This is a genomic window from Cryptosporangium arvum DSM 44712 (assembly GCF_000585375.1).
In the GTDB taxonomy this organism is placed as follows: Bacteria; Actinomycetota; Actinomycetes; order Mycobacteriales; family Cryptosporangiaceae; genus Cryptosporangium; species Cryptosporangium arvum.
Window position 1 is genome coordinate 3,927,433 of the sequence record NZ_KK073874.1, and the last position, 24,174, is coordinate 3,951,606.

The 24,174-nt window shown below is 71.7% G+C and carries 26 protein-coding genes, 2 pseudogenes and 1 riboswitch; of the genes and pseudogenes, 14 read left to right on the top strand and 14 right to left on the bottom strand.

Annotated features, from left to right (window positions below; genetic code table 11):
* Positions 1-184: 184 nt before the first annotated feature.
* Positions 185-727: a sigma-70 family RNA polymerase sigma factor gene (locus CRYAR_RS17500; RefSeq protein WP_051570489.1), complete on the bottom strand. Its 543-nt coding sequence runs from the start codon at positions 725-727 to the stop codon at positions 185-187.
* A gap of 281 nt (positions 728-1,008) precedes the next feature.
* Positions 1,009-1,242 (bottom strand): hypothetical protein, encoded by a 234-nt coding sequence (locus tag CRYAR_RS17505; protein WP_035852168.1) that lies wholly within the window; start codon positions 1,240-1,242, stop codon positions 1,009-1,011.
* Positions 1,243-1,501: 259 nt separating this feature from the next.
* Between CRYAR_RS17505 and CRYAR_RS17510 the strand changes: the two genes are divergently transcribed.
* The 4 genes from CRYAR_RS17510 to CRYAR_RS17525 all read left to right on the top strand — a co-directional run bounded on the left by CRYAR_RS17510 (position 1,502) and on the right by CRYAR_RS17525 (position 6,588).
* Positions 1,502-2,479 (top strand): enoyl-CoA hydratase/isomerase family protein, encoded by a 978-nt coding sequence (locus tag CRYAR_RS17510; protein ID WP_035852170.1) that lies wholly within the window; start codon positions 1,502-1,504, stop codon positions 2,477-2,479.
* 10 nt (positions 2,480-2,489) lie between these two features.
* Positions 2,490-3,170, top strand: a complete 681-nt coding sequence (locus CRYAR_RS17515) for a GntR family transcriptional regulator (protein WP_035852173.1) — start codon at positions 2,490-2,492, stop codon at positions 3,168-3,170.
* 285 nt (positions 3,171-3,455) lie between these two features.
* Entirely contained in the window at positions 3,456-4,157 is a 702-nt protein-coding gene (locus CRYAR_RS17520; RefSeq protein WP_157017835.1) for an alpha/beta fold hydrolase, read from the top strand.
* Positions 4,158-4,326: 169 nt separating this feature from the next.
* Positions 4,327-6,588 carry an AfsR/SARP family transcriptional regulator gene (locus tag CRYAR_RS17525; protein WP_051570491.1) on the top strand — a complete coding sequence of 754 codons (2,262 nt, stop codon included), beginning with the start codon at positions 4,327-4,329 and terminating at the stop codon, positions 6,586-6,588.
* A gap of 501 nt (positions 6,589-7,089) precedes the next feature.
* Here CRYAR_RS17525 and CRYAR_RS43235 read toward each other — a convergent pair.
* Positions 7,090-7,398: an MBL fold metallo-hydrolase gene (locus CRYAR_RS43235; RefSeq protein ID WP_051570493.1), complete on the bottom strand. Its 309-nt coding sequence runs from the start codon at positions 7,396-7,398 to the stop codon at positions 7,090-7,092.
* A gap of 1 nt (position 7,399) precedes the next feature.
* Positions 7,400-7,729, bottom strand: a complete 330-nt coding sequence (locus tag CRYAR_RS17535) for a PNPOx family protein (RefSeq protein WP_157017837.1) — start codon at positions 7,727-7,729, stop codon at positions 7,400-7,402.
* Between the two features lie 344 nt (positions 7,730-8,073).
* On the opposite strand from CRYAR_RS17535, the pseudogene CRYAR_RS51320 reads away from it, so the two are divergent.
* Both CRYAR_RS51320 and CRYAR_RS17540 read left to right on the top strand, forming a co-directional pair.
* Positions 8,074-8,202 (top strand): annotated as a pseudogene (locus tag CRYAR_RS51320) (3-ketosteroid-9-alpha-hydroxylase); the annotation flags it as partial.
* Positions 8,203-8,315: 113 nt separating this feature from the next.
* Positions 8,316-8,945, top strand: a complete 630-nt coding sequence (locus tag CRYAR_RS17540; RefSeq protein ID WP_035852177.1) for a TetR/AcrR family transcriptional regulator — start codon at positions 8,316-8,318, stop codon at positions 8,943-8,945.
* A 3-nt stretch (positions 8,946-8,948) separates the two neighbouring features.
* On the opposite strand, the gene CRYAR_RS17545 is transcribed toward CRYAR_RS17540, so the two are convergent.
* From CRYAR_RS17545 to CRYAR_RS17570, 7 genes and pseudogenes are all read right to left on the bottom strand, one after another.
* Positions 8,949-9,710, bottom strand: coding sequence for a CoA-transferase subunit beta (locus tag CRYAR_RS17545; protein ID WP_035852179.1), 762 nt, complete (start codon positions 9,708-9,710; stop codon positions 8,949-8,951).
* Positions 9,707-10,573, bottom strand: a complete 867-nt coding sequence (locus CRYAR_RS17550) for a CoA transferase subunit A (RefSeq protein ID WP_035852181.1) — start codon at positions 10,571-10,573, stop codon at positions 9,707-9,709. The genes CRYAR_RS17545 and CRYAR_RS17550 overlap by 4 nt, the downstream gene beginning before the upstream one ends.
* A 9-nt stretch (positions 10,574-10,582) precedes the next feature.
* Positions 10,583-10,834, bottom strand: coding sequence for a VOC family protein (locus tag CRYAR_RS48115; protein ID WP_051570498.1), 252 nt, complete (start codon positions 10,832-10,834; stop codon positions 10,583-10,585).
* A complete protein-coding gene (locus CRYAR_RS17560; protein WP_035852183.1) occupies positions 10,831-11,925 on the bottom strand; it encodes an acyl-CoA dehydrogenase family protein in 1,095 nt (364 codons plus the stop codon). The genes CRYAR_RS48115 and CRYAR_RS17560 overlap by 4 nt, the downstream gene beginning before the upstream one ends.
* Positions 11,925-12,884, bottom strand: coding sequence for an acyl-CoA dehydrogenase family protein (locus tag CRYAR_RS17565; RefSeq protein WP_035852185.1), 960 nt, complete (start codon positions 12,882-12,884; stop codon positions 11,925-11,927). Before CRYAR_RS17565 ends, CRYAR_RS17560 begins: the two co-directional genes overlap by 1 nt.
* Positions 12,881-13,036, bottom strand: a complete 156-nt coding sequence (locus tag CRYAR_RS47355; RefSeq protein ID WP_157017841.1) for a hypothetical protein — start codon at positions 13,034-13,036, stop codon at positions 12,881-12,883. Before CRYAR_RS47355 ends, CRYAR_RS17565 begins: the two co-directional genes overlap by 4 nt.
* 53 nt (positions 13,037-13,089) lie before the next feature.
* A pseudogene (locus CRYAR_RS17570) lies at positions 13,090-13,362 on the bottom strand (enoyl-CoA hydratase-related protein); the annotation flags it as partial.
* Positions 13,363-13,456: 94 nt separating this feature from the next.
* Between CRYAR_RS17570 and CRYAR_RS17575 the strand changes: the two are divergent.
* Genes CRYAR_RS17575 through CRYAR_RS17585 form a run of 3 tightly spaced genes read left to right on the top strand, consistent with a single transcriptional unit; the run spans position 13,457 to position 16,578 of the window.
* Entirely contained in the window at positions 13,457-14,641 is a 1,185-nt protein-coding gene (locus CRYAR_RS17575) for an acyl-CoA dehydrogenase family protein (RefSeq protein ID WP_051570500.1), read from the top strand.
* Positions 14,638-15,417: an SDR family oxidoreductase gene (locus CRYAR_RS17580; RefSeq protein WP_035852192.1), complete on the top strand. Its 780-nt coding sequence runs from the start codon at positions 14,638-14,640 to the stop codon at positions 15,415-15,417. The genes CRYAR_RS17575 and CRYAR_RS17580 overlap by 4 nt, the downstream gene beginning before the upstream one ends.
* 9 nt (positions 15,418-15,426) lie before the next feature.
* Positions 15,427-16,578 carry an acetyl-CoA C-acetyltransferase gene (locus tag CRYAR_RS17585; RefSeq protein WP_035852194.1) on the top strand — a complete coding sequence of 384 codons (1,152 nt, stop codon included), beginning with the start codon at positions 15,427-15,429 and terminating at the stop codon, positions 16,576-16,578.
* Positions 16,579-16,657: 79 nt separating this feature from the next.
* Here CRYAR_RS17585 and CRYAR_RS17590 read toward each other — a convergent pair whose 3' ends face one another.
* Positions 16,658-17,782 carry an NAD(P)H-dependent flavin oxidoreductase gene (locus CRYAR_RS17590; protein ID WP_051570502.1) on the bottom strand — a complete coding sequence of 375 codons (1,125 nt, stop codon included), beginning with the start codon at positions 17,780-17,782 and terminating at the stop codon, positions 16,658-16,660.
* Complete coding sequence (locus tag CRYAR_RS17595; RefSeq protein ID WP_035852198.1) at positions 17,779-18,528, bottom strand: enoyl-CoA hydratase family protein; 750 nt, start codon at positions 18,526-18,528, stop codon at positions 17,779-17,781. The genes CRYAR_RS17590 and CRYAR_RS17595 overlap by 4 nt, the downstream gene beginning before the upstream one ends.
* An 81-nt stretch (positions 18,529-18,609) precedes the next feature.
* Between CRYAR_RS17595 and CRYAR_RS17600 the strand changes: the two genes are divergently transcribed.
* Entirely contained in the window at positions 18,610-19,554 is a 945-nt protein-coding gene (locus CRYAR_RS17600; protein WP_035852200.1) for an SDR family oxidoreductase, read from the top strand.
* Positions 19,551-20,345: a MaoC/PaaZ C-terminal domain-containing protein gene (locus tag CRYAR_RS17605; protein WP_035852202.1), complete on the top strand. Its 795-nt coding sequence runs from the start codon at positions 19,551-19,553 to the stop codon at positions 20,343-20,345. The genes CRYAR_RS17600 and CRYAR_RS17605 overlap by 4 nt, the downstream gene beginning before the upstream one ends.
* A gap of 554 nt (positions 20,346-20,899) precedes the next feature.
* Here the strand turns inward: CRYAR_RS17605 and CRYAR_RS17610 are convergent.
* Complete coding sequence (locus tag CRYAR_RS17610; RefSeq protein ID WP_211247510.1) at positions 20,900-21,535, bottom strand: TetR/AcrR family transcriptional regulator; 636 nt, start codon at positions 21,533-21,535, stop codon at positions 20,900-20,902.
* 39 nt (positions 21,536-21,574) lie between these two features.
* Between CRYAR_RS17610 and CRYAR_RS17615 the strand changes: the two genes are divergently transcribed.
* The 3 genes from CRYAR_RS17615 to CRYAR_RS17625 all read left to right on the top strand — a co-directional run bounded on the left by CRYAR_RS17615 (position 21,575) and on the right by CRYAR_RS17625 (position 23,104).
* Positions 21,575-22,414 carry an MBL fold metallo-hydrolase gene (locus tag CRYAR_RS17615; RefSeq protein WP_035852207.1) on the top strand — a complete coding sequence of 280 codons (840 nt, stop codon included), beginning with the start codon at positions 21,575-21,577 and terminating at the stop codon, positions 22,412-22,414.
* Between the two features lie 78 nt (positions 22,415-22,492).
* Positions 22,493-22,678: an RNA polymerase sigma factor gene (locus CRYAR_RS17620; RefSeq protein ID WP_051570506.1), complete on the top strand. Its 186-nt coding sequence runs from the start codon at positions 22,493-22,495 to the stop codon at positions 22,676-22,678.
* A gap of 141 nt (positions 22,679-22,819) precedes the next feature.
* Positions 22,820-23,104, top strand: a complete 285-nt coding sequence (locus tag CRYAR_RS17625) for a hypothetical protein (RefSeq protein WP_157017843.1) — start codon at positions 22,820-22,822, stop codon at positions 23,102-23,104.
* Between the two features lie 725 nt (positions 23,105-23,829).
* Positions 23,830-24,030: riboswitch (cobalamin riboswitch) on the top strand.
* The last annotated feature ends 144 nt before the right edge of the window (positions 24,031-24,174 follow it).

Below are 24,174 nucleotides of genomic sequence, written 5' to 3' on the forward strand. Positions count from 1 at the left end.
GGCTCAGGCGCGGCCCGTCTTCCGACACGGTGACCTCCGCCGTCCACCGGCGCCCGGGCGTCCCGATCCGGGCGCCGACCCGCTCCGCAAGCGGCAGCCGGAGGCGATCGCAGGCCGGGAAGCGGCGGGGGTACGGCTGCGGGCGGCCGTGCGCGAGACGTCACTCATGCGGCCTCGCCGGCCCTCAACTGCCGAGCAGCGCCGCGCGCAGCGACCGCACGGCGTAGTGGGCGCGGGACTTGACGGTGCCCACGGGGACGCCGAGGTGGGTGGCGGTCTCGTCGAGGGAGCGGCCTCGGACGTAGATCTCGTCGAGAACCGTGCGGTGGGCGGGGCTGAGGCCGTCGACGGCCTGGCGCAGGGTGAGCCGAGCGACGACGGTCTCGGCCGCTCCGTTGCCGGTCGCCGTGGGCTCGCTGTCGCGCATGCTCACCTCGGCGGGACGTGACTGGCGCTTGCGGTGGACGTCGATGGCGAGCCGGCGGGCGACAGTGAACAGCCAGCGTCGCTGGGATGCGGGTTCGGTGGGGACCGCGTCGAGGCTGCGCCAAGCGCGAAGCATGGTCTCCTGAACGAGATCCTCGGCGGTGTAGGCCGTGCCGGGGGAGACGAGACCACGCAAGAAGTGCAGCAGCGCGTTGCCGTTGTTGCGGTGGATCTCGCGCATGTGTTCCGCGCGAACGGCCGGTGGGACGACGCTGCCGCGATTCAGCGTGGTGGTGGTCATGGTCGGGCCCCGTAGTGTTCTTCGACTGGTCGCGCCGAACGCTACGAGGGGTGCCGTGAACTGCTACTTCAACGGTAGTGACACGGAAGTGCCACCGGTCCCGACGACGTCGGGCGCCACGACGCGCGGATTTGGTCAGCGCCGCTGACCGTGCCTACCGCACCGTCCCGCGGCCCGGCTTCGACGGCGCGGCGCCCCCGACCGCGAACGGGTGGCGGTCGGGGGCACTGCGCTGCATGAAGCGGGTACCCGCTCCGACGTTGGTCCCGTACTCCGATCGGTCAGTAGTCGGGGTTGTAGTTGAAGTACCACAGGTTGTTCCCCGAAGGGCCGATGTTCCAGCACTGACGAGTAATGCGGTAGTAGCGCGCGTAGTTGCTCTGCTCCTGAATGCAGGCGCTCCGCGACGTGTAGGGCCCCTTGACTTCGACCGCCGCTTGGGCTGGTGCCGCACCTCCGACAAGCAGGCCGCCCAGCATGAGTGTGCCCAACGTTGCCCCGAACAACTTCCGCATGATCTCTCTCCGATCGACGAGAAGTCTTACCTGGCGCTCCGGACTCCATCACTGGGCACTACACGCTGACTACACATTGGACACAAGCTCCTGTAGACGCTGTCCCGCGCGCAGAGGTCCGCCCACGCGTGAGGACGTGATCGAGACCTCTGGGCCAGGTGGGGCGCGGATTGAACGACGCTGCGTTGCCGACGTCGGACAGGTGAGACGGGTGTGGTCCCGTCCTCGAACCGGCTGCCCTGACCTTGGAGGCATCACCATGGCCCGCCCGATCGTCGCCGACCTTCCGCTGACGACGCTGCGATTGTCCCAGGACGGCCCGGTGCTGACCGTCCGGATCGATGCCCCGCCGCACGACTACATGACCGCCGCGATGCAGCAGGACTTCCTGGACCTGGTCCGCGCCGTCGACGCCGATGGCACGGTCCGGGCCGTCGTCGTGACCGGAGCCGGACCGGGCCGGTACCTCGCCCACTACGACATCGGTGACCTCCTCGTCGCGGCGGAGGCCGCGCCGCTGCTGCCGCGGCCGGCGGCTCGGCTGCTGCTGGGCGCGGTCCGCGCCGTCACCGCGGCCGGTGGCGAGCGCCTGATCGACCGGTCCCGGCTGTCCGGAATCCTGGCGATCACCCGGTTCCACGAGCTGGTCACGCGGCTGCTTCGATCCCGGGTGATCTGGATCGCCGCCATCGACGGTCCGTGCGGAGGGGGCGGCCTGGAGATGTCGGTCTGCTTCGACATCCGGGTCGCTGCCGACACCGCGTCATTTCTGCTGCCGGAGCTGTCGATCGGGCTCACCACCACCGTCGGCGCCCAACGCCTGGTCCACCTCATGGGGCCGGCCCGGGCGCTGCGGATGATGCTCGAGGCCCGGGCCTGGTCGGCCGCGGAGGCGCAGGACGCGGGGTTGGTCGAACGGGTGCTCCCGGCCGGGGACGTCGTCGTCGAGGCCCAGGCGATGGCGGCCCGGTACGCGCGCCGCTCGCCGACCGCGGTGGCGGCGCAGAAGCGCATCATCAACACGGCCTACGACGTCGGTCTGCGGGCCGGCCTCACGGAGGAGGGTGTCGCGCAGATGACCAACGTGCCGACCGCGCGCACCCGCGCGTCCCTGCGGACCTGGTTGTCGATGCAGAGCGCGGACGGCGCTTCGGTGTTCCGCACCGACCCGGAACCGTGGGCGGACGGCACCGCGGTGGCGGAGACCTCTTTGACTACTGCTCGCGACGCGGTGTGAAATATATTGCATGCCGATTCCAGAGGATGTGGGCGTCATCGCGCGACCGCTGTTGCGTGAGAACGCCTACCGGTCGATCCGGGACGCGATCGTCGACGGCACCCTGGCCCCGGGGGAGCGGCTGAACGACGCGGAACTGGCGCAGTGGCTGGGGGTGAGCCGGACGCCGATCCGTGAGGCGCTGACCCGGCTCGAGGAGAGCGGACTCGTCCAGACCAAGCCCGGTCGCTACACGATCGTCAGCCCTCTCGACACGCGCGCCGCCCGGGCGGCGCAGACGGTGACCGCCGCGATGCACGAACTGGCCGTGCGGGAGGCGGTGCCCCACCTGTCGTCCGCCGAGATCGAGGCGATGCGGCAGGCGAACGTCCGCTTCGCCGGTGCTCTGCGAGCCGACGAGGTGGACGCGGCGATCGCGGCCGACGACGAGTTCCACAACGTCGCGGTGACGGCCTGCGCCAACCCGGCCGTGCGCACGGTGCTCGAGCAGTTCACCCCGGTGCTGCGCCGGCTGGAGCGACTGCGCTTCTCGTCGTTGATCGGACGCGGCTCGGTGGCCACCCACGATCGCATCATCGCGCTCTGCGAGGCGGGCGACGCCGAGGGTGCGGCGGCTGCGGCCCGCGACAACTGGCTGAGCCTGAGCGAAGTGTTCGACGTCGACGACTCGGACGCTCCGCGCGCGCAGTGACGACGTCGCGGCACCGCGCCGAGGCGGACCGCGCGGATACCGGAACACCATCGGTCGAATGACTTAACGACACCGGGGCGACGCGGCCGCCGGACCGCCCCGGAATCGCCGTCGGCCGTCGGCCGGAGCCCGCCCGTCCACGCCGTCGGCCGGCGCGGCGGGGATCCGGGCCGCTCCACGGACAGGCGAATGACTGATTCGGCCGCCGGGCCGGCCGCCCAGTCTGTATCTCAGCAGCGGCCGCCCGCCGGGCGCTCCGCCACCGCTCGTCGTCAGGGAGCCCACATGAAGCCCACCATCGTCCTGGTCCACGGGGCCTTCGCCGAGTCCGCCAGCTGGAACGGCGTCATCAGCCGGCTGCAGGCGGCCGGTCACCCCACCATCGCGGCCGGGAACCCGCTGCGCAGCCTGTCCGGTGACGCCGCCTCCGTCGCCAGTCTGCTCGCCACCATCGACGGCCCGATCGTGCTGGTCGGCCACTCTTACGGGGGCGCCGTGGCGTCCAACGCCGCGGTCGGCAACGACAACGTCAAGGCTCTGGTCTACGTGGCCGCGCTGGCCCCCGACAAGGGTGAGAACGTGCCCGACCTGACCGGCAAGTTCCCCGGCGCCACGCTGGGCGACCATCTCCGCGAGGTGCCGCTGGGTGACGGCACCGCCGACGCCTTCGTGGTGCCGGAGCACTATCACGAGCACTTCGCCGCCGATCTGACGGCTGAGGAGGCCGCTCTCGCCGCCGCCACGCAGCGGCCGTTCAACAGCAACGCGGTGACCGAGGCCTCGGCCGAGCCGGCCTGGAAGACGATCCCGTCCTGGTTCATCTCGCCCGAGCTCGACCGGGCCATTCCGCTCGAGGTGTTCCGTTTCATGGCCGCGCGCGCCAACGCCCGCGAGGCGGTCGAGGTCCCCGGCGCGTCCCACGCTCTGCCGGTGTCCCAGCCGCAGCGGGTGGCCGACTTCATTCTCCAGGCCGCGGCCTCGGCCTGACTCCGACGGGGCGACTCAGGTAAGTCCGGACGACCGCCGGTACGGCCGTCGTCGCGGGCGTGGTGGCCGCCGTGATCGACCAGGCTGCTCGCGCCACCACACGCTGACCATCGGTTGCCGCCCGGCCGCCAGGCCGGCCCGGCGGCAACCGTCCCGGCGGAGAAGGGAGGTGGATTTCGTGCCGGTGATCGACGACGGCGGAACAGCGTTGTGGTTCGGCGTGCTCGGGCCGGTGCAGGTCCGGCGGCAGGGTGCGGAGATCGATCTCGGCCCCCGTCAGCAGCGGCTCATCCTCGCGCTGTTGCTGGCGAACGCGGGACAGCCGGTGGGCATCAACGACATCGTCGACGTGCTCTGGGATCAGCGGCCGCCACCGAGCGCCGTCAACGTCGTGCACCGTTACGTGGGGGCGATCCGGCGATCGTTCGAACCGGGGCTCGCTCCCCGGTCCGCCGGGCGCTGGCTGCTGGGCGACGCCGCCGGATACCGAATGCGCGTCGACGCCGAGAATCTGGATCTGCTGCACGTCCGGCGGCTCGCCGAGCAGGCCCGGTCCGACGAGGAAGCCGGTCGGCTCACCGAGGCGATGTCGGCCTACGAGACCGCGCTGGGCCGCTGGCGGGGGCCCTGCGCCGGAATTTCGGAGCTGGCGACCTTCGACCACCTGGCCTTCGGCGTCGTGGATCACGAATGCGCCGATCTGGTGCGCGCGGCCGCCACGCTGGCCGTGCGTCTCGACCGGGCCCGATCCGTGCTCTCCGTCCTCCGGCGCATGGCCGAGCAACGGCCGTGGGACGAGGCGTTGCAAGCCCAGCTGCTGCTGGCACTGTCCGCCGACGGCAAGCGGGCAGAAGCCATCACGCTGTACCAGAACGTGCGGGGACGCCTCGCCGACGAGCTGGGTGTGGACCCCGGTGAGGAACTCCGCGAGGCGTTTCAGCGGGTCCTGCGACAGGACTCCGCCGAGCCGGGCCCGTCGCCGGTGCCGGGCCGGTTGCGGATCGCCGGCGTCCGGGCGACCCACCGCGTGCTTCCGGCGCAGCTACCGGCCGATCTACCGCACTTCACCGGCCGGGACGAGGCCCGGCACCGGACGCTGAGCGTGGTCAACGGCCAGGTCCTGGCCAGGGTGTCCATGCCGGTGCTGGCCATCGACGGCATCCCCGGCATCGGGAAGACCTCACTCGCCATCCATCTGTCCCACCAACTCGCCGACGCCCACCCCGACGGGCAGCTCTACGTCGACCTCCGGGGGTTCGACCCCGGCCGGGTCGCGTTACCGCCGGCGGAGGCACTTCACCTGTTCCTCAACGCGCTCGGCGTGCCCGACGCGGAGATTCCGGCGAACCTGGACGCCCGCTCCGGCCTCTACCGCAGCGTACTGGCCGGTCGCCGGATCCTGATCCTGCTCGACAACGCCCACGACGTCGAGCAGGTACGCCCGCTGTTGCCGGGCGCCCCTGGCTGCCTGGTGCTGGTCACGAGCCGTCGGCGCCTCACCGGGCTGGCCACCGCGCACGGCGCCCGCCTGATGACGCTCGACGTGCTGTCGGCCGACGAGGCGCGTGCCTTCCTCATCGCGCGTGTCGGCGCGGCCCGTACGGCGGACGACCCGCGGGCACTGGACGAGATCGTCGAGCGCTGCGGCCGTCTCCCGCTCGCGCTGGCCGTGGTCGCCGCCCGGGCGCTGACCCACCCGGATCTCCGGCTGACCGACGTCGCCCGGGAACTGCGCGAGACCCGGGGAAGCCTGGACGGCTTCTCGGGCGACGACGTGAGCAGCGACATCCGGACCGTTTTCTCCTGGTCCTATCAGCGGCTGGGTGTTCGCGCGGCCCGGACGTTCCGCCTGTTGTCGCTGCACCCCGGCGCCGACGTCACCCTGTCGGCGATGGCCGGGCTCGCTGGTGAGCCGCCGGCGGAGATGCGGGCCCTGGCCGGGGAGCTCGTGCGTACCGGGCTGATCACCGAGTACCGGCCGGGACGGTTCAGCACGCACGACCTGATCCGCGCCTACGCGCAGGAACTGATGCGTTCGCACGACGACGAGCCGGACCGGGACCGGGCGACGCGCCGGCTCGTCCAGCACCACCAGCTGGCGGCCGACCGGCTGCTCGACCCGACGACTCCGCGGGAACCGCCACCGACAGTCGTCGCCCCGGCTCGGAACGCTGCCGACGAGGCCGTCGCCTGGCTGACCGCCGACCGCGAGGTGCTCACGGCGACGGTCCATCGGGAGATCGACGAGGGCCGCCCGGCCACGACGGCTCGGGCCTGTCCGCGGGCGGCCTCCGCGGCCAGGGATCACCCGGGTCGCGCTCACGGGTCTCGCAGTACCCTCGGTCCGGTCACGTTCGCTCAGGGGAACCATCCCGACTCGGTGGCCCGGCTGCGCGTCCCGCGCCGGTACGGGCCGCAGCCACCCCGGTAGGGGGCGCGGTCCACCGGGCGGGAGCGAGGGTCGTGGATCCGGCGCACGACGGCGAGGCGACGGGGTGTGCTTTCCGGCCCTCGGGGTGTGGCTGCGACCTCGACGGCGTCCCGACCGGCGGCTCCTCACCGGCGTCGCGGACGCCGACGCCGTCCGCTCGCTGGGAACCCGGCACCTCGCCCGGGATCTGACCGGCGCTGTCGGGTCAGTGGAGTGTTCCGTAGTCGATGCGCAGGGCTGATGCCATGGCTCGCACGTTCGACCGGGCGAGGTTGTCGAACGGTACCCAGCCGGGGAAGACGACGTCGATCAGATCAACGTCCGCTGGTGGGGCGCGTAGATGAACAGGTTCCCGGGAGAGTGGTTGGGCCCTCGGTAGTCGAGTCGCAGCTCCTGGTCTCCCACGGTCAGAACGTGGCTGTCGTCGACGATCCCGGTGGGCTGCGGCCGGTGCTCGTCGTTCAGCCGGGAGAGCAGCGCGGCGGTGTCACGGTGGGCCCATCACTGGGCGTCCCGCGGATAGATCGACGCTGCGCCGATGTGATCGAAGTGGTGGTGACTGTGGACGACGTGGGTCACCGGCCTGCTGGTGACTTCAGCGACGGCGGGCAGGATGGAGCGCCCGAGAGCCGGCGGGGCGTCGACCGCGATCACGCCGTCGTCGGTCACCAGGAACATCATCTGGTAGACGCCGTCGGTCACGAGGTGTAACCCGTCGCCGATTTCCTGGCGCAGGTACCCGTGCTCGGGGATGGCCGGACCTTCGGCCCCCGAAGGCACCGGCGCGAACGAAGGAAGATTCGAGGTCATCTCAGCTCTCCTTGACAGTGGTGTGATCGGTCTTGCGGATGGGGTCGGGTACGCCGGAGCCCGGAGACCACTGACCGGACAGGTTCATGCTCCAGCTCGTCGAGGGCACGATTTTCAGGACTTCCTGACCGTGGCGGCGGACGAACTCGGCGGTGCCGTGGACGCGGAGGTACCGAGGGGTCCAGGGCCGATGGGACTTCAGATCGTCGATGGTCAAGGCGACCCTGGTGTTGCCGTCGCGTACGTTGCGGGCGCGGCGCGTATTGGCCGGTCGGAAGCCGCTGCGCGCACAGGTCGAAGACGTCTGGTCGGACCTCGAAGCCGCTGTCACCCGCAACCTCGATGCGGGGCAGGAAGCCCAACTGCTCCAGCTGCTCGAACAAAGCCGAAGCGGCTCTGATACCCGTCGCTGCCCATGCGGAGCCCGACGGGATGGCTCAGCTCTGATCGAACTGGCGTCGGGCCGGCCGGCCCCTCTCCGCGAATCCTTCACCACACCGCCCTTCCCCTCAAGCGTGCGAGTCCGGACGCGCAGCCGCGGACGGATCGCATCGGTCCCACCCGGCGGTCAGGATGCTGACGGCTCCGCACCGACCGGCCCGGCCGACCGGGACCGCACGGCCGCGGCGACCCGTCTCCTGGTGAGCGGGAACGGCGATCGTGGAGGGCGGATGGATCTCCGTAGCGTCGTGGCGGACATCACGTCTTGTGAAGGTCCGTGTCATCGAGGCGGTCGCTCCGCCGACCCGGTTCGCGCGTGGCCGGCACTGCCTGGGGCTGGCTGACTCCTTTCGCGACGGCGAGGTCGGTGTAGGTGAGTCGGAGCATCGTCCGTGCGGTGAACATCGCCGACTCCTTGAGCAATTGCTTGTTCGGTAAGCTCGTCAGCGGGCAGGACCGGGGGAAGGGAGCAGTCCATGGTCTCGACGGAGTCGGTGCCGCGCTCGAAGCGCCGCGCCACGTCCCAGAAGTCGCTCGGACGCCGGAGCGAGTTGCTCGCGATCGCCGCGGAGATGTTCGCGACCCGCGGCTACGCGCAGACGACCGTGCGGGACATCGGCGACGCCGCGGGCATCCTGTCCGGCAGCCTCTATCACCACTTCGACTCCAAAGAGGCGATGCTCGACGAGATCCTCCGGGACTTCATGGGCAGCCTCCACAGTGCGTTCGCCGCGATCGCCGCCGAGGAAGAGGGGCCGCGGCAGGTACTCGAGGGACTCATCCGCTACTCCATCGCCACGATCCACGACCGCCCGCACGCCGTCGCGCTCTATCAGAACGAGTCGTCGCTGCTCGCTCACCTGCCGGATTTCTCCTACGTGGCCCAGATCAGCGCCGACATCGCGAAGATCTGGCTGGACGTGCTCGCGGCCGGCCGGGAGGCGGGCACCTTCCGGCGCGACCTGGAGCCGGGTATCGCCTATCGGTTCATCCGGGACTCGGTGTGGGGGTCGGTCCGCTGGTACTCCCCGGACGGCGCGCTCGACCACGAGACGGTAGCCGAGCAGTACCAGAAGATGTTGTTCGGCGGCCTGCTCGCCGAGTGAGCGTCAGCCCCGCACCTCCCGATCACGCAGGCCCTCCGGGTCGATCACGGCCCGGATCAGCCGCAGTTCGTCCGGGGTGGGCTGCCGGGTCGGCGGTGCGTCGGAGCAGTCGATCGGGAATCCGGTGTTGGCCTTCACCTCCTCGGCGGTGACGTCGGGGTGCAGCGAACGGACCTCCAGGCGACCGTCGGCGTCGTAGCCGAGCACCGCCAGGTTCGTGACGACCACGCCGAGGTCGTGATACTTCAACGAGCCGCTCGGATGCGCCCGTGCCCGGTCGTTGCCGACCCCGCAGACGACGTCGACGTGCTCCACGAACACCTTCGCCGAGTGCCGGGACACCCAGTAGTCGGTGCGGTGGTTGACGGTGTTGCCCGGCGCGCCCCGGGCTCCGATCAGCTGGCGCTTCGGGCGATCCCAGTCGCCGATCAGCGAGATGTTCTGATTGCCGTACCGGTCGATCTGGCTGGCGCCCATCATGCTCTGGCGACGTCCGGAGTTCAGGATGTCGAAGATCGCGCGGAACGGCGCCCAGCCCTCGATCTGGCCGCCGGTGGCGGCGGTGCCGCCCAGCGGCGGCGGCTCGCTCATCAGGAACGCTTCGCCGTCGGTGAGCACCAGGTCGGGGGAGTGGGTGAGACGGGCCAGGCGGGCGCTGATCGTGGGAACGGTGCCGACGGCGTGTGCGAGTACCTCGCCGGCGCCGCGCCAGGCGTCGGCGCAGGCGATCACGCAGATCTCGGCCCGGGTGACGTCGTCGCTCATGCCGGTGCTCCTTCCAGCGCGTGGTTGCGCACGGCGGCCTGGTACTGGTCTTCGTCACCGGCGAGGTAGGCGGCCGCGAACGCCCGCCAGGCGTCGGGATCACCGGCGCTCGCGACGTAGTGCCGCTGGAACGCCTCGTCGCGGTCGTAGTCCGGGACGCACGAGGTGAAGTGGGCGCCGTTCGGCGCTTCCACGACCGCACGGGTGAACAGGCGGCTGACCAGCAGCGACTGCGGCGGGGCGGTGGCCGTCAGATCGGCCGTCGACACGATCTTCTCCACCGAGAGGATGGTCCGGTCGGCGGCCATCGCGAGCACGTCGTCGAAGTACGGGTCGGGGCCCAGGTACTGGCCGTTGCCGGCGGCGTCGCCGCGGTTGAGGTGGATCAGTGCGACGTCGAGCCGGATGCCCGGCACCGCCACGTACACCTCGTCGTCGTACGGGGACGCGACCGTGCGTAGTTCGGGGTTGCGGCGCATGACGTCGCTCTCCAACCCGGCCCGGGTCGGCAGGAACGACAAGCGGCTCGCCCCGGCCCGCAGCGCGGCGACGAACATGCCCTCGTCGTACTCGGTGACCGGCAGGCCGTGCTGCTCCCGCGCGGCCCGGAAGTGCGGGTCGAGCGGGATGCTGTCCAGCGAGACGAACCCGTAGACGACCCGGCGCACCTTCCCGGCGGCGCAGAGCAGCCCGACGTCCGGACCGCCGAAGCTGACCACGGTCAGGTCCGTGACGTCGCTGCGCAGCAACTGCCGCACGAGGGCCATCGGTTTGCGCCGGGAGCCCCAGCCGCCGATGCCGATCGTCATGCCCGACTCGACGTGGCCCGCCACGTCGGCCAGCGCCAGGGTCTTGTCGCCCATCCGGTCTCCCTACTCGTTCGCTGAGGGGTCGGCCGCCGACTCGTGCGGCGGCTCGACCAGCTCGACGCGGATCCGGTCCGGGTCGAGGACGTAGACGCAGCGGTGCCCGGCCAGCGGAGCACTCGCCACGATCGGTTCGGAGAGCGCCCGCACGCTGCGTTCGAACGGCCCGAGCCGGTCGCCGCCGAGGAGGTCGGCGTAGAAGTCGGTCGAGCGCTCCAGGTCGCTCACGGTGAGTCCGACGTGATGGATCGCGCTCACACGTACTCCAGCAGCCGTCGACGGTGTTCGCGCGCGGAGCCGAACAGCTGAGCGGTGGCGTGCGCGCGTTTGAAGTACAGGTGGGCGTCGTGCTCCCAGGTGATCGCGATGCCGCCGTGCAGCTGAACCATCTCGGCGGTCACCGCGCTGAACGCGTCGGAGCACCATGCCTTCGCGCACGCGGCCCGGTAGGGCAGGTCGTCCGGGTCGTGCGCGGCGGCCCGTGCGGCGGCGAGGAACATCGAGCGGGCGGTCTCGACCTGGACGTACAGGTCCGCGACCCGATGCTTGAGCGCTTGGAACGACCCCAGCGGCCGGCCGAACTGGACCCGCGTCGTCAAGTGTTCGACGGTGCGGTCGAGGGCGGTCTGGGCCGCGCCCACCTGCAGGGCGGTGATCGCGACCGCCGCGACGTCGCGCAGCCGGGACAGCGCGGGCCCGGCGTCGGTGGCGAGTGGGGTCGCGGGTGCGCCGTCGACGTGGACGGTCGCGAATCGGAGGGTCGGATCCAGGGCGGGTGTCGGATCGCGCCGGACGCCGCTTCCGGCTTCGAAGAGGCCGACGCCGTCCGGGGTCGTCGCGACCACGAGGAGCACGTCCGCGTCGGTGCCGTCGAGCACGAGCGGGGAGGTGCCGGAGAGGCGCCAGCCGTCGTCGGTCCGCTCGGCCCGTACGTCGCTGCCGTCGGTCCGCCACCGGCCGCGGGTGTCGGCCCAGGCGAGCGCGCCGGTGGTGCGCCCCTCGGCGAGACCGGGGAGGAGACGGGCGCGATCCTCGGGGCCGGCGGCGGCGAGGATCGCCTGTGCCGCGAGCACGCCCGAGCCCAACAGCGGCGACGGCGTCAGCTCTGCGCCGAGCCTTTCGAGCACCACGAACGTCTCCACCAGCGTGAAACCGGCCCCACCGTCGTCCTCGGGGATCGCCAGCGCGGCGGCACCGATCTGCTCGCAGAGCGTCGTCCACAAGGTCGTGTCGTAGCCGAGCGGGGACGCGACGGCCGCGCGCAGGTCGACGACCTCGGACCGGCGCCGGACCAGGCGGGTCACCGCGTCGGCGAGCGCCTTTTGATCGTCGTCGAGTTCGGAGCGCATCAGGCCCCCCGCAGGGCCGTCGCGACCCGGGCCCGGTGGAACGCCGGGGTGCCCCAGGCGCCGACCAGCGCGCGGACCCGGAGTAGCCAGAGGCTCAGGTCGAACTCGCGGGTGTAGCCGATCGCGCCGTGCAACTGCAGCGCGGTTCGGGCGGCGCGGTGGGCCGCGTCGGACGCGAGAACCTTCGCGCCGGAGGCCTCCGCCGAGCCGTGTCCGGCGGCCAGTGCGCGGGCGGCCCCGTGCACGAGTGGGCGCGCGAAGTCCAGACCGACGAGGACGTCCGCGAGCGCGTGTTTGACGGCCTGGTACTCGCCGACGACCCGGCCGAACTGGCGACGAGTACCCACGTAGGTGACCGTGTCGTCGAGCAGCCGCTGGCCGGCGCCGACCAGCCACGCGGCTGCGCCCAGCGTCACCGCGTCGACCGCGCGACCGTCGACCCGGCCGAGGTTCTCCACCGGGGTGAGGGCCGAGAGCCGCCGCGCCGGGTCGACCGACCGCAGCGGGTCGCCCGCGCGGGCACGCGCGAGCGTCTCGTCGGTGAGCAGATAGACGTGGGTCGCGGTGTCGGTGTCCAGTGCGTACGGGGCCCAGGGCGGCGCGGCGCAGGTGATGCGGGCGGTGCCCTTCGCCAGTTCGGGCAGGACCGTCGGGTCGGCGTCGGCGAGCAGGGCGGGGGCGAGCGCGACGGTCTCGATCCACGGCCCCGGTACGCCGTGGTAGCCGAGCCGCTCGAGCGCCACCGCGACGTCGAGCGGCGTGCCGCCGAGACCGCCGTGCTCCTCGGGGATGCCCAGCCCGGTGACGCCGAGCTCGGCCAGGCGCGCCCAGAGTCGCAGGCCTCCGGCCGGGTCCCCGTCGGCCCACCTGCGGGTCACCCGGGGGACGTCCGCGGCCGTGAGCAGCGCATCGAGCGCATCGCCGAAAGCGCGTTGTTCCTCGGAGAGTGCGAACCTCATGCCGTGGCCCTCCGGTCGCTGCCGCGGGGAAGCCCCAGGAGTCGTTCGGCGTCGGTGAGGCCGATGCCGATACCGATGCCGGGATCGCGGCGGTCCGGGTCGCCCATCGCGTCCGGATCGCCGAGGAACACCGGCCCGCTGGGAGCGGTCACGCGGGGCTCCCGGCGCGCTGTGCGGCCTCCGCGGCGGCCTGCTTGTCGGTCGCGGCCTTGCGCTGGAACGGTTCGTCGATGTCGCGGCCGGGGGTGCCGATGTCGTGACCGCCGCTGAAGTGTCTGCCGTTCCCGGCGAGCACGATGACCTTGACCGTGTCGTCGTCGACGGCGCGGACGAACGCCGCGTCGAGAGCGTAGGTGACCTTGGAGTTCTGGGCGTTCGTGTACTTCGGACGGTTGACCGTGACGACCGCGACCGGGCCCCGCACCTCGTAGGTGACGACCGGTTCGCCGTCCTCGACGTGGGGCTCGAATGTCGTCATGAACGTTCCTCCTGGATCAGCTGCTTCGACGCACGCTACCAAACAAGTGCTTGGTGAAGTAGGGTCCGATGGTGGCAGTGACAAGGAGGAGCCCGTGGGACTGACTCGCTCGTCCGAGGACGCCTTCCCGGAGGAGAGAGCATTCCGCGAAGAGGTCCGGACCTGGCTCGCCGACAACCTGACCGGTGAGTTCGCCGCGCTGCGCGGGCTCGGCGGATCCGGGCGGGAGCACGAGGCCTACGACGAGCGGATCGGGTGGAACCGGCATCTCGCCACGCACGGCTGGACGTGCCTGGGGTGGCCGACGGAGTACGGCGGCCGGGGGCTGAGCCTGCTCCAGCAGGTGGTCTTCCACGAGGAGTACGCCCGGGCCGACGCGCCCGCACGCGTCAATCACCTCGGTGAGGAACTGCTCGGCCCGACGCTGATCGCGCTGGGCAGCGAGGCCCAGAAGGCACGCTTCCTGCCCCGGATCGTCGACGTGACCGAGCTGTGGTGCCAGGGTTACTCCGAGCCCGAGGCCGGGTCCGACCTGTCGAACGTCCGCACGCGGGCGCGTCGGGACGGCGAGGAGTGGGTGATCGACGGGCAGAAGATCTGGACGTCGCTGGCCCACCACGCCGACTGGTGTTTCGCGGTGGTTCGTACCGAGCCGGGCTCGCGTCGGCACGCCGGGCTGTCCTACCTGCTGGTCCCGCTGGATCAGCCGGGCGTCGAGATCCGGCCGATCCAACAGCTGACCGGCACGTCGGAGTTCAACGAGGTGTTCTTCTCCGGGGCGCGCACGCGTGCCGACCTCGTCGTGGGTGAGCCCGGCGACGGGTGGCGGGTCGCGATGGCCACGCTCGGCTTCGAGCGCGGTGTCTCGACGATCGGACAGCAGGTCGGCTTCGCGCGCGAGCTGGCGGTGATCGTCGCCGAGGCCCGGGCCAACGGCTCGTTCGACGATCCGTTGATCGCCGACCGGATCGCCCGCGCCAAACTGGGCCTCGAGGTGCTGCGTACGCACGCGTTGCGGACGTTGTCCGGCGATCCGGGACCCGGTGCGGGCCCGGTGCAGAAGCTGCTCTGGGCCCGCTGGCACCGGGACCTCGGCGAGCTGGCGATGGGCGTGCGTGGCGCCGCCGGGCTCACCGTCGGGCCGCCGTACGACCTCGACGACGCCCAGACGCTCTATTTGTTCTCCCGCGCCGACACGCTCTACGGCGGTTCGGACGAGGTGCAGCGCACCATCCTCGCCGAGCGGGTGCTCGGCCTACCGAAGGAGCCCCGCCCGTGATTCCTCAGTACGTGCCGGGTCACTCGCTGCTGGCCGACCGCACGGTGGTGGTGACCGCCGCGGCCGGCGCCGGTATCGGGGCAGCGGTCGCCCGCAAGTGCTTGGAGGAGGACGCGCGCGCGGTGGTGCTCGGCGACGTCCACAAGCGCCGGCTCGACGAGGCGGTCGAGACGCTCCGGGCCGAGTTCGGCGCTTCCCGGGTGGACGCGGTCCTCTGCGACGTCACGAACGAGGAGGACGTGACGACGCTCCTGGACGCCGCGGAGCCGTTCGGCGGCGTCGACGTGCTGGTCAACAACGCCGGGCTCGGTGGCACCGCGTCGATCCTCGAAATGACCGACGAACAGTGGTCCAGGGTGCTGGACATCACGCTCACCGGCACCATGCGCTGCACCCGGGCGGTCGGCCGCCGGCTGGTGGCCGCCGGACGCGCGGGCGTGATCGTCAACAACGCGTCGGTCGTCGGCTGGCGGGCCCAGGCCGGGCAGGCGCACTACGCCGCCGCGAAGGCGGGGGTGATGGCGTTGACCCGGTGCTCGGCGATCGATCTGGCTCCGCACGGCATCCGCGTCAACGCCGTTTCGCCGAGCCTGGCGATGCACCCGTTCCTCGCCAAGGTCACCACCGACGAAGCACTCGCCGAGCTCACCGCCCGGGAGGCGTTCGGGCGGGCCGCGGAGCCGTGGGAGGTCGCCAACGTGATCGTGTTCCTCGCCAGTGCCTACTCGTCGTACCTGACCGGCGAGGTCGTCTCCGTCAGCAGCCAGCACCCCTGAGGAGTTCCCGTGCCAGAGGCCTACATCGTCGAGGCGGTCCGCACCCCGGTGGGGAGGCGGGGCGGCTCGCTGGCGGGCATGCACTCCGCCGATCTCGGCGGCCACGCGCTGGCCGCGTTGATGCGCCGCAGTGGCGTCGACCCGGCCGCGGTCGACGACGTCATCCTCGGTTGCTGCGACACGATCGGCTCCCAGGCCGGTGACGTCGCGCGGACCGCGTGGCTGGTCGCCGGGCTACCCGACCACGTCCCCGGGGTGACGATCGACCGGCAGTGCGGTTCGTCGCAGCAGGCGGTGCACTTCGCCGCGCAGGCGGTGATGTCCGGGACCGCGGACCTGGTCGTCGCCGGGGGCGTGCAGAACATGTCCGCGATCCCGATCTCCTCGGCGATGGTCGTCGGGCAGCAGTTCGGGTTCGCGACGCCGTTCGCCGAATCGCCGGGGTGGCGGGCCCGCTACGGCGATCAGGAGGTCTCCCAGTTCCGGTCCGCGGAGATGATCGCGGAGAAGTGGGGGATCTCCCGGCAGCGGATGGAGGAGTTCGCGCTGGCGTCGCACACCCGGGCGCTGGCCGCGATCGACGCCGGGCACTTCGCGCGGGAGATCGAGCCGGTCGGGGACTTCACGACCGACGAGGGGCCGCGCCGGGGGACGTCGCCGGAGAAGATGGCGGGGCTGGCGCCGCTCCGGGCGGGCGGGCGGCTCACCGCGGCGCTCGCGTCCCAGATCAGCGATGCGGCCAGCGCGATGCTGATCGCGTCGGAGGCCGCCGTGAGGACCCACGGGCTCGCGCCCAGGGCGCGGGTGCACCACCTCGGCGTGCTGGCCGACGATCCGGTGTGGATGCTCACCGGCCCGATCCCGGCCACCCGGCGAGCGCTGGAGAAAACCGGGATGAAGATCGACGACATCGACCTGTTCGAGGTGAACGAGGCGTTCGCGTCGGTCGTGCTGGCCTGGGCGCAGGAACTCGGCGCCGATCTGGACAAGACCAACGTCAACGGCGGCGCGATCGCGCTCGGCCATCCGATCGGCGCGACCGGCACCCGGCTGATGACCAGCCTGCTGCACGAGCTCGAGCGCACCGGCGGCCGCTACGGCCTCCAGGTCATGTGCGAGGGCGGCGGCCAGGCCAACGTCACGATCCTCGAGCGGCTCTGACCCACCGGCGCGGCGCCGGTGACCCGGCGTCGCGGTACGTCGACGGGGGGTCCACGTACCGCGTGGCCCCCCGCACGCGTCAGCGTTTCGGCGGCGGGCCCGGCTCCGCGCCCGGCTCCGCGCCCGCCGGGGTGGGCGGGACGAGGGCCGCGTGGGCGGCGGTGAGGTGGGTCACCGCGTCGGCGACGATCCGGGCCACGAGCTCCTCGCACGAGGGGAGGTCGTCGATCACGCCGACGGCCTGTCCGGACGCGAGCATCCCGGCCGAGGTGTCGCCGTCGACGAGGCCGGCCTTGAGCAGCATCGGGGTGTTCGCGGCCTGCATCGTCTGCGTCCACGACCGGTCGCTGCCGCGCGTCATCGACCAGCCGTCGGAGACCAGCGAGCGCCAGGACGCGCCGCTCATCCGCTTGTAGGCCAGCGCGCGACGGACCGTGGACGCGGCCCGGCGCACGCGGTTCCCGGACTCCAGGGCCTCGATGAACGGCGTGCGCAGCAGGCGGTGCGGCATGCCGTCGGCCTTCGTGGTCACGACCGTGCCGGTGAGGCCGAACTCCAGGTACTTCTGTTTGATCGCGTCCGGTACCGCGCTGTCGCTGGTGAGCAGGAAGCGGGTGCCCATACCGATGCCGGCGGCGCCGTAGGAGAGTGCGGCGGCCAGCCCGCGCCCGTCGAAGAACCCGCCCGCCGCGATGACCGGGATGTCGACCGCGTCGAGCACCGAGGGCAGGAGCAGCGTCGTGGGGACCGGGCCGGTGTGGCCGCCGCCCTCACCGCCCTGCACCAGCACGAGGTCCGCGCCCCAGGAGGCGACCTTGCGGGCGTGCTTGGCCGCACCGACTGACGGCATGACGACGACGTCGTGCTCCTTCAGCCTCGCGATGAGCTCGGGTTTGGGTGCGAGCGCGAACGACGCCACCTTGACGCCGTACCGGATGAGCAGGTCCACCCGGGCGCCGGCGTCGCTCGCGTCCGCGCGGAGGTTGACGCCGAACGGGCGGTCGGTGCGCTCCTGAACCTCCAGGATCGCCTTCTCCAGCTGATCGATGCTCATCGTCGCCGAGGCGAGCAGGCCGAGGGCGCCGGCCTCGGCCGTGGCCGAGACCAGCCGCGGCCCGGCGACCCACCCCATTCCGGTCTGGACGATCGGGTGCTCGACCCCGGTCAGCTCGGTGAGCGGCGTCGAGAAACGGGTGGCGGTCACGGTTTGCCGTCGCGCACGAACGCGTCGCGGTGCTCGTCGGCGACCCCGGCGAGGTTGAGCTCGAACGTGAAGCCCTGCTCGAACCGGTAGCTGCGGTTGACGTCCACCGGCTCGATGCCGTTGAGCGCTTCCTTCGCGGCGCGGATCACCCGGGTGTCCTTGGCCGCGATCTCCCGCGCCACCTCGAGCGTCGCGTCCTGCAGCTTGTCCCGCGGTACGACGTCGAGCACCGACCCGTGGCGCTGCAGTTCGGCCGCGGGGATCGTGCGGCCGGTGAAATACATCGTGCGCATGAGCTGCTGCGGTACCAGCCGGGAGAGGTGCGTCGCGGCTCCGAGTGCGCCCCGGTCGACCTCGGGCACGCCGAAGTACGCGTCCTCGCTCGCGACCAGCGTGTCGCAGGTGCCGACCAGGCCGACGCCGCCGCCGAGGCAGAAACCGTGCACGGACGCGATGACCGGCACCGGGCATTCGTAGATCGCCTTGAACGCGGCGTAACACCCTTTGTTCGCGCCGATCAGCGCGTCGAAGCCGGTCGTACGCTGCATTTCTTTGATGTCGACGCCGGCGTTGAACCCGCGCCCCTCGGCCCGGAGCACGACCACGTGCACGGTGGGGTCGTCCCCGAGTGATCGCATGGCGTCGGCGATAGCGGACCAGCCGGCGACGGGCACTGCGTTGACCGGCGGATAGTCCATCGTGACGACGCCGATCGTGCCGTCCACGAGCTGGATCGAAAGAGTCATGGCTCGTTTCCTAACCTAGCGATTGCTTGGTAGCGTAGCAGTCGCTTGGTCAGCGGAAGCCTGGCTTGTGAAGGAGCGTGGATGACCGGCATCCTCGAAGGCCGCGTTGCCATCGTCACCGGCGCGGGCCGCGGGCTGGGTCGCGCGCACGCGTTGGAGCTCGCCCGGCAGGGGGCCGCGGTGGTGGTCAACGACCTCGGCACGTCAGGTTCGGGCGAGGGGGCGTCGAGGACGCCGGCCGAGCAGGTCGCGGCGGCGATCAGGGCCGCCGGGGGCGAGGCGGTGACGAACGGCGCCGACGTCGCCGATTTCGCGGCCGCGGAGGCGTTGGTCGCGCAGGCCGTCGAGACGTTCGGCGGGCTGGACGTCCTGGTCAACAACGCCGGCTTCGTCCGGGACCGGATGCTCGTCAACACGTCCGAAGAGGAGTGGGACGCGGTGGTCCGCGTCCACCTCAAAGGACATTTCGCGATGCTGCGGCACGCGGCGGCGTACTGGCGACGCGAGGCGAAGGCCGGGCGGCCCCGGGCGGCCCGGGTGATCAACACGTCCTCCGGCGCGGGCCTGCAGGGCAGCGTGGGCCAGGGCACGTACTCGGCGGCCAAGGCGGGCATCGCCGGGCTCACGCTGGTCGCGGCCGAAGAGCTCGCGCCGTACGGGGTCACGGTCAACGCGATCGCCCCGTCCGCGCGGACCCGGATGACCGACGGGCCGTTCGCGACGAAGATGGCCAAGCCCGCCGACGGTTTCGACGCGATGGACCCGGCGAACGTGTCCCCGGTCGTCGCGTGGCTCGCGAGCGCCGAAGCCGGTGACGTCACCGGACGCGTGATCGAGATCGAAGGCGGGCAGATCTGCGTCGAGGACGCCTGGCGGCACGGGCCGGCCCACGATCTGGGTGCCCGCTGGGACGCCGCTGACGTCGGCCCGGCCCTGCGGGAGCTGCTGGGCCGCGCCGCCGCTCCCGAGCCGGTCTACGGCGCCCGCCCGGCCCCGGCGGCTCAGCCCGACGGGGCGCGGGCGTGAGCCCGGCGACGGCCGGGGACTGGGCCGGCCGCCCGCTCGGCGACCGCACCGTGCGCTGGACCGAGCGGGACGCGATCCTCTACGCGCTGGCGGTCGGCGCCCGCCCGGATCAGCTCGACCTGGTCTACGAGAAGCACCTGAGGGTCCTGCCGCCGTTCGCGCTCACGCTCGCCCAGTGGGCACCCGATGCGCTCGGCTCCGCCGGTGCGTTCGACGTCGGCACCACCCTGCACGGCGCCCAGCGGCTCACCGTCCTCGAGCCCCTGCCGCCGGCCGGGGAACTGACGCTCGCCGCGCGAGTCGGCGACGTCTGGGACAAAGGCAGCGCGGCGATCTTCGACGTCGTCGTCGAGAGCCGCTGTTTCGTCGCCACCTGGACCCTGTTCGCCCCGGGCCGCGGCGGCTTCGGCGGCGAGCGCGGGCCCGGCCGTCCCGCGCCGCCGGACACCCCGCCGACCAGCACCGCCGCGGTGTCGATCGCACCGAACGTCGCGGTGCTCTACCGGCTGCTCGGCGACACGCACGCCATCCACGTCGATCCGGAGGCAGCAGCCGGTATCGGCCAGCCGCGCCCGATCCTGCACGGCCTGGCCACGCTGGCGATCGCGTCCGTCGCCCTGGCCGAGGAGGTGGGCGCCCACCCCGCCGACCTGAGCGAACTCTCCGGCCGCTTCGCCGCGCCGGTGTTTCCCGGCGAGACCGTGACCGTCCGCGGTTACGCCGGGGGAGCGTTCGACGTGCTCTCCGAGCGGGGCGCCGCGGTCGACGGCGGCACGGTCCGCTTCGCCTGAGCGGGCTCCCGGTGAGCGGGAACGAGTCTGGTTCGGCGCCACGCTCGCTCCCGACGATGAACACATGTCATCCGCACCCCTGCTACGGCTTTGGCGCTGCGGACCGGCAGCCGCCGGGGGCGTTCGGGCGAGCGCGTTCCGGATTCCGGTGTCGCCGGTCGGAACCCCCGACGGTCATGGAGAACCCGCACTTCGCCCCCCGTGGGGTGTTCGTGCCGAACTCCGCCGGGACTCTTCGGCTGCGTCGCCGGGCGAGCCGCAGGCGCCCCGGAACCGGTCGAGGCTGTAGGTCCCCGCGCACCTCCGCGCGGTGATCCGATCACCGACTCGGCCGGAGTGCGACCGGATCCGGCACGTGATGTCCAGAGTCTCGGTGGTACGCCCGGCCAGTGGACTACGGATGAGGCCCCGAATCGCGAAGGCCGATGGCATTAGCCTTCAGTCCGCGCTTCGACGCCGTCGAAGGCTGGGGCCCCCGTCAGGGCTGAGCGCCTGCACCGACCGGCCGGTTGCGGACCCGCCGGGACGTCAGGAGAGCGGTACGGCCGCGCTGCTCAGGATGCCTGCCCGTCAGAACCGGCCGGGAGCTGAACGGATGCGAGTGCGCGAACCACGAGGTCCTCGATGAGTTCCGGGGTCGCGACCAGTCCTTCGAAGGCGATGCGCACGAAGATCCCGCCGGCGAGGAGAGCCAGAACCGGGTCGACGTCCCGGGCGTCGAGGTGGGTTTCCAGAACCGTCCGAAGCATTCGTGTGCCCGTGTCGTAGAGCAAACGACGCAGCTCTTCGACGACCGGATCGGTTCCCGAACGCTCGATGACACCACCGAGGACGCGGGCGAGGCGTCCGGTCAGATCCTGGGCGAAGTCGGTCAACCCCGTGACGAGGTCGGTTCGGAGGTCGCCGCCGGGCTCGGGGTGCCGAGCCTCGTCGCAGATCTGTGTCACGGCGTCCCGGATCAGGTCGAGACGCGTCGGCCAGTGCGCGTACAGCGTCGCCTTCGAGTAGCCGGCGCGCCGGGCCACCTCCGCATGGGTGACCGTGTCCCACCCGCCCGACATCAGCAGGTCCGCAGCCGTGCGGACCACGTCGCGGTGCGTTCGCGCGACGCGGGGATCGACTGAGGCGTCCGGGTCCGTGCCCATGAACCAAGTGTATTCAATCAACCTGCGATCGCATATACTGAACAATGTGTTCAGTAGTTATCTCCTCGTCTAGGGAGTTTCCCGGTGCCAGCGCTCACCCCTCTGCCCGCGGCCACGCCGCCGGTGACCATGACCATCCATCAACTGCCCACCGGCTCGTACTCGACGAAGGCGAACATGGCGCTTCGCGGCGGCTCACGCCGCGAGACGGTCCAGTTCGCGGCCACGGCCGTTCTCGTCCAGCACCCGTCCGGCGACGTCCTGATCGACGCGGGGCTCGGCCGGGACGTGGAGAAGCACCAGCAGATGCTGCCCGGGTACCGCCGCGTGGAGCACCGGGTCGGCTCTCCGGTGGTCGATCAACTGGCGGCCGCCGGGTACGACCCGCACCGGCTGTCGGGAATTCTCATCACCCATTCGCACTGGGACCACGTCAGCGGTGTCCCCGACCTGGCCGCGCCCGTCCTGATCACCGCCGCGGAGGTGACCTATGCCAAGAAGCAAGGCGCCGACAAGATCTTCACGTCGTTCTCGCCCGGCCACCCGTTACGCGAGTACACGTTCGACGGCGGCCCTTACCTCGGCTTCGCGCAGAGCCACGACCTCTACGGGGACGGGTCCATCGTCATCGTCCCGGCGGCCGGGCACACCACGGGATCGGTGATCGTTTTCGTCGCCCTCCCGTCCGGTGAGCGCTATGCCTTCATCGGCGATCTCACCTGGCGACTCGAGGGCATCGAAAAGAACATCGAGCGCCTCTTCCTGATGCGGCTGTTCGCCGACAGCGACCGCAAGCAGGTGACCGTGGACCGGGAACGCATCATCGCGATCGCCGACCTCGTCCGGGTGGTGCCGGCCCACGACGAGCGAGGCTTCGCCGGCATTCCTCTGCTCGTCCAGGAGGCTGGTCGCGGACCGGTGTGACGGCCGAGGCCGCCGCGGCCGTCGGGGCGCCGCGACGACCCGCGGTCGCCCGCCGCCGCCGCTGATCGGCTCGTCCGCGTGCTCGCAGCCGTGGACGACCTGCCGCGCGCTCAGCGTGAGGCGGTCCAGCTGTTCCTGTTGGGCGAGACCTCGGTCCAGGACGCCGCTCAGATCCTGGGGATCTCCGTGCACAGCGTGCAATCGCGGCTGGCCAGGGCACGCGGGCGACTCAACCGGATGACGGCCCAGGAGCGAGATGACTGACTCAGGCGACTTCCCCCGCCTCCCGCAGCGGTTCGCGCTGCGGCGCGCCGCCGTGTGCACGAGGCGCTGATGCAACCTCCACGCCGTCGGTCCGGCCTGACGGTCGCGGCCGGAGTCGGTGCGGCGGCCGCGGTCTTCGCGGTGAAGATGCTGGCCGGCGCGCTGCAGCCGAACACCGCACCCGACGGCGTGGACCTGGCGCAAGCAACGGCAGCGCCCGCCGGCCCGGATGTTCCGGCGAACCTGAAAGCGCCACCCGTGGAGCAGAGGTACCACGTCCGCACGGGCGCCTCCGCCGATGACGTGAACCGGTGTCGCCAGGCCGCCGCGCCCACCACTGTCGGCACCCCGTTGTTCACCGCAGCGGCGCGGGGGGCGACCATGGTGGTGTTCGGAGCCGGAACGTGCCTCGGTTCTGTGAGCTGACACCCGAGACGGTGTCCCTCTCACCCGCTGCCGGCGGGAGCGCCGTACTGACCTACGCCTCCCGATTCGGAACGGTGGCGGGAACGGTCGACCCGGACGTGCCGACCCTCGACGTCCTGGACCGTGCGCTGCGCTACCCGACGACTGATCACGGCGAGCCTGCGGTAGTGCGTGACGGGGTCTTCGTCCTGCCCAACGGCGTGACGGCACAGCCGGGCACGCTCACTCTGCGCGTCGGAGCGACACCGGCCCGACGAGCGGCCGGCGTGACCGTCGACGCCACGCGCGTGCCGAGCGGCGTCTCGACGCGAACGGACCGGCCGCAACCCTCGGTATCGCCGGGTGACTTCGCTCGGTGCGGTGACCGACCCGGGGTTCCTCCGCTGGTCGATGCCCACGCGTGGCGGCCAACGGTCACGGTCGACCTCGGCTCCGGCGAACTCCTGCGGCTGGCGCGCACGGTCTTCTACGACTTCTCCGCGGAGAAGCACGGCAGCGACACGGCTGCCGTCACCGGGCTCGTCACCGACGAGCGGTCCACGAAGGTTTCCCTCGGTGGCCGGGGTCACCGGACGATTTCCGTTCCGGTGGTCGGCGGCACGCTCGTCCTACCGGGAGTGAACCTCGGCCGCCTCCCCACTCACCGTGGTGACGCGTGTGCGAAACGCCGACACGAGATGTTGTGTGTGACTTCTGTGGCGTACCTAGATATGGTGGCGAGCGCAGCTGGTTCGGCCGTCCCGCCAGGACGGTCGTGGCAACAGGGAACCCGGTGGGAATCCGGGACTGCCCCGCAGCGGTGAGTGGGAACGACCGCCGTCAATCAAGCACTGGGCCGGCCACGGCCTGGGAAGCGACGGCCAGTAGGAACGCCCGTCCGGCTCCGGCCGGCCGGAAACAGCCCACGAGTCCGAAGACCTGCCAGCGCGCCGGACCGGTATCGGTCCGGCGGTCGGAGGCCGCGCGGGACGGCTGATGCCAGCTCCGCACGCCGTTGTGCGCCGATGGTGTCTGTTCTCGCGTGTCCTCAGGAGGACTTACTCGCGAGGAGAGAGTTGTGACAACCGCCG

Bases quoted from the DNA above. Each gene is read 5' to 3' on its own strand.
- CRYAR_RS17500 (WP_051570489.1), bottom strand. From the start codon at position 727: ATGACCACCACCACGCTGAATCGCGGCAGCGTCGTCCCACCGGCCGTT.
- CRYAR_RS17505 (WP_035852168.1), bottom strand. From the start codon at position 1,242: ATGCGGAAGTTGTTCGGGGCAACGTTGGGCACACTCATGCTGGGCGGC.
- CRYAR_RS17510 (WP_035852170.1), top strand. From the start codon at position 1,502: ATGGCCCGCCCGATCGTCGCCGACCTTCCGCTGACGACGCTGCGATTG.
- CRYAR_RS17515 (WP_035852173.1), top strand. From the start codon at position 2,490: ATGCCGATTCCAGAGGATGTGGGCGTCATCGCGCGACCGCTGTTGCGT.
- CRYAR_RS17520 (WP_157017835.1), top strand. From the start codon at position 3,456: ATGAAGCCCACCATCGTCCTGGTCCACGGGGCCTTCGCCGAGTCCGCC.
- CRYAR_RS43235 (WP_051570493.1), bottom strand. From the start codon at position 7,398: ATGACCTCGAATCTTCCTTCGTTCGCGCCGGTGCCTTCGGGGGCCGAA.
- CRYAR_RS17540 (WP_035852177.1), top strand. From the start codon at position 8,316: ATGGTCTCGACGGAGTCGGTGCCGCGCTCGAAGCGCCGCGCCACGTCC.
- CRYAR_RS17545 (WP_035852179.1), bottom strand. From the start codon at position 9,710: ATGAGCGACGACGTCACCCGGGCCGAGATCTGCGTGATCGCCTGCGCC.
- CRYAR_RS17550 (WP_035852181.1), bottom strand. From the start codon at position 10,573: ATGGGCGACAAGACCCTGGCGCTGGCCGACGTGGCGGGCCACGTCGAG.
- CRYAR_RS17560 (WP_035852183.1), bottom strand. From the start codon at position 11,925: ATGCGCTCCGAACTCGACGACGATCAAAAGGCGCTCGCCGACGCGGTG.
- CRYAR_RS17565 (WP_035852185.1), bottom strand. From the start codon at position 12,884: ATGAGGTTCGCACTCTCCGAGGAACAACGCGCTTTCGGCGATGCGCTC.
- CRYAR_RS17595 (WP_035852198.1), bottom strand. From the start codon at position 18,528: ATGACTCTTTCGATCCAGCTCGTGGACGGCACGATCGGCGTCGTCACG.
- CRYAR_RS17600 (WP_035852200.1), top strand. From the start codon at position 18,610: ATGACCGGCATCCTCGAAGGCCGCGTTGCCATCGTCACCGGCGCGGGC.